Below are 5,302 nucleotides of genomic sequence, written 5' to 3' on the forward strand. Positions count from 1 at the left end.
CGGGACGTGCACGTCCCGCCCGCCTAGGCCGTACGGCACACCGCACCTCCCCGCATCTCTCCGCACTTCTCCCAGCCCTTTTTCACTTCCGCGCGGGCGCGCGCTCATCGCGTACCCGCCCGCCACCCGTTGCTGACTCACGGGTAACAAAGGACTCCGCGGGGCATCAGGACCCGGACAGCCGAAAGCCGTCGGCTCGTCCGGCCGCGACCTCGCGGAGGGGAGGCCGGCCTGCATTGGGGAATGGAGGCCGGCTTCCCCGCAACCCCGGATCACGGGCGTCACCGCCCCGCCCGGGTTGTTCGGCAGGGCCTCACCGGGCCAACCCCAGCCCGGTGAGGCCCCTCACGTGCGGCACGGGGTGCCGGAGAACGCGACATCATGTGACAGGTATCACCGCTCACGTGTGACTCGCGATTTAGAGGCTCCCCCCATGCGGCGATAACCTGCGAGACGGACATGCCGCGCGCTCGGACACCGTGTGCGCCTCCCTTGTGACACAGCGGACGTCACGTTGCCCTTCGCGGCACGCCCACGCATCCAACGAACCGCGAGATCACTGATAGGGACGGAAGCGCGTGGACCTGTTCGAGTACCAGGCGAGGGACCTCTTCGCCAAGCACGATGTACCGGTGCTGGCCGGTGAAGTCATCGACACGCCTGAGGCGGCCCGCGCAGCCACCGAGCGTCTCGGTGGCAAGTCCGTCGTCAAGGCCCAGGTGAAGGTCGGCGGCCGCGGCAAGGCCGGCGGCGTGAAGCTCGCCGCGACCCCGGACGAGGCCGTCGCCCGCGCGACGGACATCCTCGGCATGGACATCAAGGGCCACACGGTCCACAAGGTGATGATCGCCGAGACGGCCCCGGAGATCCTGGAGGAGTACTACGTCTCCTTCCTCCTCGACCGTGCCAACCGCACCTTCCTCTCCATCGCGTCCGTCGAGGGCGGCATGGAGATCGAGGAGGTGGCGGCCACCCGTCCGGACGCCGTCGCCAAGATCGCGATCGACGCCATCGACGGCGTGGACGAGGCGAAGGCCCGCGAGATCGTCGAGGCCGCCAAGTTCCCGGCCGAGGTCGCGGACAAGGTCGTCAACGTCCTGATCAAGCTGTGGGACACCTTCATCAAGTCGGACGCCCTCCTCGTCGAGGTCAACCCGCTCGCGAAGGTCGCCTCCGGTGACGTCCTCGCCCTGGACGGCAAGGTGTCGCTCGACGACAACGCCGAGTTCCGTCACCCCGAGTACGAGGAGCTCCAGGACAAGGCCGCGGCGAACCCGCTCGAGGCCGCGGCCAAGGAGAAGAACCTCAACTACGTCAAGCTCGACGGCGAGGTCGGCATCATCGGCAACGGCGCGGGTCTCGTCATGAGCACCCTGGACGTCGTCGCGTACGCCGGTGAGAAGCACGGCAACGTCAAGCCGGCCAACTTCCTGGACATCGGCGGTGGCGCCTCCGCCCAGGTCATGGCCAACGGTCTCGAGATCATCCTCGGCGACCCGGACGTCAAGTCCGTCTTCGTCAACGTCTTCGGCGGCATCACCGCCTGCGACGAGGTCGCCAACGGCATCGTCCAGGCCCTGAAGCTGCTGGAGGACCGCGGCGAGAAGGTCGAGAAGCCGCTCGTCGTGCGTCTCGACGGCAACAACGCCGAGCTCGGCCGGCAGATCCTCACCGACGCCGACCACCCGCTGGTGCAGCGCGTCGACACCATGGACGGCGCGGCCGACAAGGCCGCCGAGCTGGCCCACGCCGCCAAGTAAGCACTCAGGACGAGGACACAACACACCATGGCTATCTGGCTCAACAAGGACAGCAAGGTCATCGTCCAGGGCATGACCGGCGCCACGGGCATGAAGCACACCAAGCTCATGCTCGGTGACGGCACCAACGTCGTGGGCGGCGTCAACCCGCGCAAGGCGGGTCAGACCGTGGACTTCGACGGCACCGAGGTACCCGTCTTCGGGACCGTCAAGGAGGCCATCGAGAAGACCGGCGCCAACGTCTCCGTCATCTTCGTGCCGGAGAAGTTCACCAAGGACGCGGTCGTCGAGGCCATCGACGCCGAGATCCCGCTGGCCGTCGTGATCACCGAGGGCATCGCCGTGCACGACACGGCCGCCTTCTGGGCGTACGCCGGCAAGAAGGGCAACAAGACCCGCATCATCGGCCCGAACTGCCCCGGCATCATCACCCCGGGCCAGTCGAACGTCGGCATCATCCCGGGCGACATCACCAAGCCGGGCCGCATCGGCCTGGTCTCGAAGTCCGGCACGCTGACGTACCAGATGATGTACGAGCTGCGTGACATCGGCTTCTCGACCGCCGTCGGCATCGGTGGCGACCCGATCATCGGCACCACGCACATCGACGCGCTCGCCGCGTTCGAGGCCGACCCCGAGACCGACCTGATCGTGATGATCGGTGAGATCGGCGGCGACGCCGAGGAGCGGGCCGCGGCGTTCATCAAGGAGAACGTGACCAAGCCGGTCGTCGGCTACGTCGCGGGCTTCACCGCGCCGGAGGGCAAGACCATGGGTCACGCCGGCGCCATCGTCTCCGGTTCCTCCGGCACCGCGCAGGCGAAGAAGGAGGCCCTCGAGGCCGCCGGCGTCAAGGTCGGCAAGACGCCGACCGAGACCGCCAAGCTGGCGCGCGCGATCCTCGCCGGCTGAACCGCCGGCGCGACAGCGCATCGTACGGGTGGGCCCGTTCCCCTGGCGGGGGACGGGCCCACCCGTCTTCGTCTCCGCCCGCGCAGGTCAGTAGGCCTGGGGGGTGAGGCGTTCCGGGCCATGGTGCAGGGCCTCGCGCAGCCGGTCGCGCAGCTCGCGCTCCTCGTCCGAGAGCGGGCCCGGCGCCACCCGCGCCGGCACGCCCCGCACCGTCTCGCCCGGCGGCACGGGCGGTACGTAGTGCGTGGGCGCGGTGCGCAGCGTCATCGCCGTGCTGCCGATCAGGACGACCGTGAGCGCCGCCGCCGTCCGCGTCCACAGGCGCGCCCGGCGCTCGCTGCCGCCGCGGACCGCCGCCGGCTCCGGCGCCCGCGCCCGTCCGGTGGACGCCAGCTCCGCCAGCCGGTCGTGCAGCTCCGCCGGATCGGCCAGCTCCGGGAGCGCCTCAGCGACGACCTCACGCGCGTGCATCAGCCGCCCGGCCGTGGCCCGCGTGCTGGCCTCCGTCTCCGCCGCCGTGTCGGGCAGGTCAAGGCCGACGCCGTCGTACAGCACGAGCGTGCGGCGGTACGGCGGCGGCAGGCTCAGCAGCGCCTCCAGCAGCGCTCGGTCGTCGTCCTCCGGCGGCGGGGGCTCGGGGCGCCGGTGCCGGAGGAGAAAGCGGTGCCAGGGGGAGAGCGCCCAGTCGTGCGCCGCCGCACGCACCCACCCGGGCGGATCCGGGTCACGCGCCACCTCCGGCCAGTGGTCCCACGCCCGCTGGAAGGCCCTCTCCACGGACTCGTGCGCGAGGTCGCGACGGCCGGTGAGCAGGTACGCCTGCCGGACGAGGGCGGGCGCGCAGTACGCGTACAGCGCGTCGAAGGCCTGGGCGGGCGTCACGTACGGCCCCATGCCGCCAGAGGCGGCCGGCACCGGACGCCTCTCGCCCGCGGGCCGCAAGGCCCGCGCCCATGAGGGGCGCCGCCTCCCGCGCCTGCGCGGCGCGGCGGCGCGGGGGGAGAAGCGGGGCCCGTGTGAGCCCGCCCCGTCGCCCGACGCGGGTCCGCTCTCCGACACCGGGTCACATCCCGGCTCCGGTCCGCCGGCCGCTTCCGGTCCGTCCGCCGACGTCGGGGTCACGATGTACGTGGTGGGGTTCGGGGACGCCTCCCCGTGTGACCCTTCGGAGCCCGCGGTCGGTGCCGTACGGATCGTCAGCACCTGCGGTGGTTGGGGTTCCTGCGGTGCCTGATCGGGCGTCTGCCCTTCCCTCTCCGTCGCAAGCGCCGACAGGAGTTCCGCGTACGCGGCCCTGTTGCGGCCCCGCGGTGTGCTGCGGCCGGACTCCCATGACCGCACCGTGTAGGGGCGTACCCCGAGCCGCTCCGCGAGTTGAGCGCGCGTCAGCGCGCATGCCTCCCGCAGGCGTCGGCGTTCGTTCGGCGGGGGAAGCGGAAGGGCATGGCTCCGTGTCACTGGGCGTCCCTCAGTACAGAAAAGTACATAAACGTATATTGAGCGACACAGCCGAGGTTCGCCCGTTACGCCCGTGAAGCGCGTGTCGTTGGGAGCATGGCGGGCGTGATCCAGACGACCGTACGCCGATCGATGCCGGCCTCCCTGCTCCTCCGGGTGCGTCACCGCTCGCCCGGGCTGGCCTCCTGCCTGGTCGGGGGCGCCCTCGCCGCCGGGCTGGGCCTCGCGGTGTTCACCGTGCTCGTGACGCTGCTGTGGGTCAGCTCGCCCTACCCCGACAGCGGACCCGGCGGCGCCCTGCACATCGCGGCGTCCCTCTGGCTGCTCGCGCACGGCGCCGAACTGGTCCGCGTCGACACCCTCTCCGGCGCCCCCGCCCCGATGGGCGTCCTGCCGCTGCTGCTGGTCGCGCTGCCGGTGTGGCTGCTGCACCGGGCGGCGCGGGACACCGCCGAGGGAGGCGCCCGCGCCGACGCCCGGCTGGTGCCCGGCCGTACCGCCTGGGCGGGCGTCGTCCTCGGCTACCTCGCCGTCGCCGCCCCCGCCGCCCTCTACGCGGCCGGCGGCGCGCTGCGGCCCTCGTGGACGGGGACCGTGACCTGCGTGCCGCTGGTCGCGGTGGTGGCCGCCGGGGCGGGGGTGTGGACGGCGTACGGACGGCCCAGCGGACCGCTGGAGCAGGTGCTGGGCGCGGTGCTGCCCCGGGGGGTACGGCATCTGGTGCTGGGCCCGGACGGCCGTCCCGGCGTCGCGGCGCGCGCCGCGGCGGCCGGCGCGACGGTGCTGGTCGCGGGCGGTGCGGTACTGCTGACGGTGTCGCTGGGGCTGCACGCCGGTGAGACCCGCCGGGCGTTCGGACGGCTGACCGAGGGCTGGTCGGGGTGGGCCGCGGTGCTGCTGCTCTGCGTCACGCTGCTGCCGAACGCGGCGGTGTGGGCCGCGGCCTACGCCCTCGGCCCCGGTTTCCTGCTCGGCGCCGGGGCCTCGGTGACGCCGCTCGGCGCGCAGGCCGCGCCGCTGCTGCCGCCGTTCCCGCTGCTGGCGGCGGTGCCGGACCCGGGCGCGGGCACCGCGCTGCACGGGGCGGTCGCGGCGCTGCCGCTGACAGCGGGGGTGGTGGTGGGGTGGTTCGTGGGCCGGGGGGCCGTGACGGGCAAGGGACGGTTCGGCGT

4 protein-coding genes are annotated in these 5,302 nt (G+C 72.6%); 3 read left to right on the top strand and 1 reads right to left on the bottom strand.

The window, feature by feature from the left end:
• Positions 1-578: 578 nt before the first annotated feature.
• Both sucC and sucD read left to right on the top strand, forming a co-directional pair.
• Positions 579-1,760, top strand: a complete 1,182-nt coding sequence (gene sucC / locus CCN29_RS22375; protein WP_006133534.1) for an ADP-forming succinate--CoA ligase subunit beta — start codon at positions 579-581, stop codon at positions 1,758-1,760.
• A gap of 27 nt (positions 1,761-1,787) precedes the next feature.
• The gene (sucD, locus tag CCN29_RS22380) at positions 1,788-2,672 is read left to right on the top strand and encodes a succinate--CoA ligase subunit alpha (protein WP_006133533.1); all 885 of its coding nucleotides are present in this window, start codon (positions 1,788-1,790) and stop codon (positions 2,670-2,672) included.
• 87 nt (positions 2,673-2,759) lie between these two features.
• Here the strand turns inward: sucD and CCN29_RS22385 are convergent, their stop codons facing one another.
• Complete coding sequence (locus CCN29_RS22385; RefSeq protein WP_086684025.1) at positions 2,760-4,130, bottom strand: helix-turn-helix domain-containing protein; 1,371 nt, start codon at positions 4,128-4,130, stop codon at positions 2,760-2,762.
• Positions 4,131-4,226: 96 nt separating this feature from the next.
• On the opposite strand from CCN29_RS22385, the gene CCN29_RS22390 reads away from it, so the two are divergent.
• On the top strand, positions 4,227-5,302 hold a 1,076-nt coding region (locus tag CCN29_RS22390), incomplete at its 3' end, for a cell division protein PerM (protein ID WP_442538450.1).

This window comes from Streptomyces pseudogriseolus, assembly GCA_002154585.1.
GTDB classification, from domain to species: domain Bacteria; phylum Actinomycetota; class Actinomycetes; order Streptomycetales; family Streptomycetaceae; genus Streptomyces; species Streptomyces pseudogriseolus.